The sequence below is a fragment of the Streptomyces sp. IBSBF 3136 genome (genome assembly GCF_036815105.1).
Lineage (GTDB): Bacteria > Actinomycetota > Actinomycetes > Streptomycetales > Streptomycetaceae > Streptomyces.
In genome coordinates this window covers 1-3,349 of sequence record NZ_JAJSZC010000404.1, presented here as the reverse complement: position 1 = coordinate 3,349, position 3,349 = coordinate 1, and the positions used below count along the sequence as shown (strand labels likewise).

Annotated in this window: 4 protein-coding genes; 1 reads left to right on the top strand and 3 read right to left on the bottom strand. The window is 72.9% G+C overall.

Translation table 11 applies throughout. The features are described from left to right. The first annotated feature begins 150 nt into the window (after positions 1–150). Positions 151–756 carry a TetR/AcrR family transcriptional regulator gene (locus tag V7E45_RS39515; protein WP_333779123.1) on the top strand — a complete coding sequence of 202 codons (606 nt, stop codon included), beginning with the start codon at positions 151–153 and terminating at the stop codon, positions 754–756. Positions 757–795: 39 nt separating this feature from the next. On the opposite strand, the gene V7E45_RS39510 is transcribed toward V7E45_RS39515, so the two are convergent. The 3 genes from V7E45_RS39510 to aroA form a co-directional block, all read right to left on the bottom strand. Further along, on the bottom strand, positions 796–1,119 hold the full coding sequence (locus tag V7E45_RS39510) for a DMT family transporter (RefSeq protein ID WP_333779122.1): 324 nt from the start codon (positions 1,117–1,119) through the stop codon (positions 796–798). Positions 1,120–1,203: 84 nt separating this feature from the next. Next, complete coding sequence (gene rsgA / locus V7E45_RS39505; protein ID WP_333779121.1) at positions 1,204–2,214, bottom strand: ribosome small subunit-dependent GTPase A; 1,011 nt, start codon at positions 2,212–2,214, stop codon at positions 1,204–1,206. A gap of 16 nt (positions 2,215–2,230) precedes the next feature. Further along, a partial coding sequence (gene aroA, locus V7E45_RS39500) for a 3-phosphoshikimate 1-carboxyvinyltransferase (protein ID WP_333779120.1) occupies positions 2,231–3,349 on the bottom strand: 1,119 nt, incomplete at its 5' end.

Sequence of the window (3,349 nt, the reverse complement as noted above, 5' to 3'; positions counted from 1 at the left end):
TGTGTGCGCCGGGCGTGTTCCGGGGGCGCGCGGGCCGGCGGGCCGGAGGGTGAGGGGGAGAACGCCTTTTCGTACCTCCGCGGACCCTTGACAGTGCATGTACGCGCGTCAAATCTGGGCGCAAGTGTCGCTCGCCCCAGGGAGGCGAAGATGCCTGCAGCCCGGGAATCGCTGCTGGACGCCGCTTGCACGGCGCTCGCCCGGCGGCCGTGGTCGGCGGTGCGGATGGTCGACGTCGCGGCGGCGGCGGGGGTGTCCCGGCAGACGCTGTACAACGAGTTCGGGAGCAAGGAAGGGCTGGCGAGAGCGTTGGTGCGGCGGGAGGCCGACGGCTATCTCGCGGGGGTGGAGCGGGCGCTGGCCGCGCACACCGACCCGCGGGACCGGCTGACCGCGACCGCCGAGTGGATGGCGTCGGCCGCCCGGGACAACGCGCTGGTGCGGGCCATGCTCACCGGCTGCTGGAGCGAGCGCCTGCCCGCGCCGACCCTCTCCGCCGTGCCGTCCGCGTCCGCGGTGCCCGCGCAACGCCGGGCGGACGGGCCGCTGCCTACGCCCGGCGACTTCGTGCGGCTCGTGCGGGACCGGGCGGTGACCGTCCTGGGCGGAGCCGAGGCCGGGCAGGCGGACGGCTCCGAGCTGACCCGCTCCTGCGAACTGGTCGTACGGCTCGCGCTGTCCTGTGTGGCCGCGCCACCGGGGGCGGGCGGGATGGCCGCTCTGGTGCGCGGCGCGCTTCCCGGGCAACCGGTCTGAGGCCCGACTCGGCCTCGGAGGAGCGGAGTTGTCAGGCCCTCAGTGGGCGGAGCCCGACAGCTGCAGGCCGATCACACCGATGATCACGAGCGAGATCGACACGATCTTCAGGGTCGACACCAGATCACCGAGGAAGACCATGCCGTAGACCGCGGTGCCCGCGGCCCCGATCCCGGTCCACACGGCGTACGCGGGGCCGACGTCCAGTTTCTTCAGCGAGAGCGTCAGCAGACCGAAGCTGCCCAGCGCGAAGGAGGCGAAGGCGATCGTCGGCCACAGCCGGGTGAACCCGTGGGAGAGCTTGAGGCACACGGCGAAGCCCGTCTCCAGAAAGCCGGCGACGATGACCAGCAGCCACGGCATGTACGGTCCTCCCGTAGGTCCTGATCTCCGGCTCGGTGCGATTATGCACTTACCGGCAGCGGGCCCCGGCAAACAACGCGAAGCTCAGTCGCCTTCCCTGCGCTCCCGCGAGGCCAGCAGCCGGCGCAGGGAGTACAGCCGCGCCGGGTCCGCGTGCCCCTCCTCGACCCAGGCGTCCAGCGCGCAGTCCGGCTCGTCGTGACTGCACGCGCGCGGACAGCCCTCCGTGCCCGGCTCCAGGTCCGGGAAGGCGTTGATCACCCGGGACGGGTCGATGTGCGCCAGACCGAACGAGCGCACGCCCGGGGTGTCGACGACCCAGCCTTCCGCCGCGGTGAGCGGCAGCGCCAGCGCCGACGTCGTGGTGTGGCGGCCGCGGCCGGTCACCGCGTTCACATGTCCCGTGATCCGGCGGCGCTCCTCCGGCACCAGCGCGTTGACCAGCGTCGTCTTGCCCACGCCCGAGTGCCCCACGAAGGCGGTGATCTTGCCGTCCAGATGCTCGCGCACCCGGTCCGCCGCGTCGCCGTTCTCCAGCTCCTCGCGGCTGGTGACGACGTAGGGGATGTCGAGGTCGCCGTAGAGCTCCAGCAGCTTGTCCGGCGGGGCCAGGTCGGACTTGGTCATCACCAGCAGCGGCTCCAGGCCGCCGTCGAAGGCCGCGACCAGACAGCGGTCGATCAGGCGCGGGCGCGGCTCGGGGTCGGCGAGCGCGGTGACGATCGCGAGCTGGTCGGCGTTGGCGACGACGACCCGCTCGTAGGGATCGTCGTCGTCGGCGGTACGGCGCAGCAGCGAGGCGCGCTCCTCGATGCGCACGATCCGCGCGAGGGTGTCCTTCTTGCCGGTCAGATCACCGACGAGGGCCACCCGGTCGCCCACCACTGCCGCCTTGCGGCCCAGTTCGCGGGCCTTCATCGCCATGACCGTCCGGTCGCCGACCAGGCAGGTCAGCCGGCCGCGGTCGACGGTGAGGACCATGCCCTCCGCCGCGTCCTCGTGCTTGGGCCGGATGTGGGTCCGCGGCCGGTTGCCCTTGCGGTTGGGGCGGGCGCGGATGTCGTCCTCGTCGGTGTGTTTGCCGTAGCGGCGCATGATCCCAGTCCGCCCGTCAGTTCCCCAGCATCCCGGTCCACAGCTCGGGGAAGTCGGGCAAGGTCTTCGCCGTCGTCGCCACGTTCTCGATCCGCACACCCTCGACGGCCAGGCCGATGATCGCACCGGCGGTCGCCATGCGGTGGTCCTCGTAGGTGTGGAACACCCCGCCGTGCAGCGGGCGCGGCCGGATGTGCAGGCCGTCGGCCGTCTCGGTGACGTCACCGCCCAGCTCGTTGATCTCCTTGGTCAAGGCGGCCAGCCGGTCCGTCTCGTGCAGCCGCAGGTGCGCCACGCCCCGCAGGGTCGAGGGCGAGTCCGCGAGGGCGGCGACCGCCGCGACACCCGGGGTCAGCTCGCCGACGTCACCGAGGTCGACGTCGATGCCGTGGACGGCGCCCGAGCCGGTGAACACGAGCCCGAACTCGGTCAGTTCGCAGGAACCGCCCATCTCGGTGAAGATCTCCCGCAGCCGGTCACCCGGCTGGGTGGTGCGCTCCGGCCAGTCCGGGATCAGCACCTTGCCGCCCGTGACCAGGGCCGCCGCCAGGAACGGCTGGGCGTTCGACAGGTCGGGCTCGATCGTCAGGTCCCGGCCCAGCAGGGCGCCCGGAGTCACCCGCCACACGTTCGGCTCGCCGCCCGACTCCGGGGTGTCCACCTGGGCGCCGACCGCGCGCAGCATGTCCACGGTCATCCGGATGTGCGGCATCGAGGGCAGGGTCGCGCCGGTGTGCCGGACCTCCACGCCCTGGTTGAAGCGGGGGCCCGACAGCAGCAGCGCCGAGACGAACTGGGAGGACGAGGAGGCGTCGATCGAGACCGGTCCGCCGTCCAGCGCGCCGCCGCCGTGCACGGTCAGCGGCAGCGCGCCCCGGCCGTCGTCGTCGATCCGGGCGCCGAGCACGCGCAGCGCGTCGATCACGCCGTTCAGCGGGCGCTCGTACGACCGCGGGTCCCCGTCGAACCGGATGGGGCCGTCGGCCAGCGCGGCCACCGGTGGCAGGAAGCGCATCACCGTGCCGGCGTTGCCGACATCGACGGTGGCCGGGCCGTGCAGGCCCGTGGGCAGCACCCGCCAGGCCTCCCCGGAGCCGTCCGGGCCCACCCCCTCCTCGATCTCGACCACCATGGC

Coding starts and splice junctions, on each gene's coding strand:
- V7E45_RS39510 (WP_333779122.1), bottom strand. CDS start 1,119: ATGCCGTGGCTGCTGGTCATCGTCGCCGGCTTTCTGGAGACGGGCTTC.
- V7E45_RS39515 (WP_333779123.1), top strand. CDS start 151: ATGCCTGCAGCCCGGGAATCGCTGCTGGACGCCGCTTGCACGGCGCTC.
- rsgA (WP_333779121.1), bottom strand. CDS start 2,214: ATGCGCCGCTACGGCAAACACACCGACGAGGACGACATCCGCGCCCGC.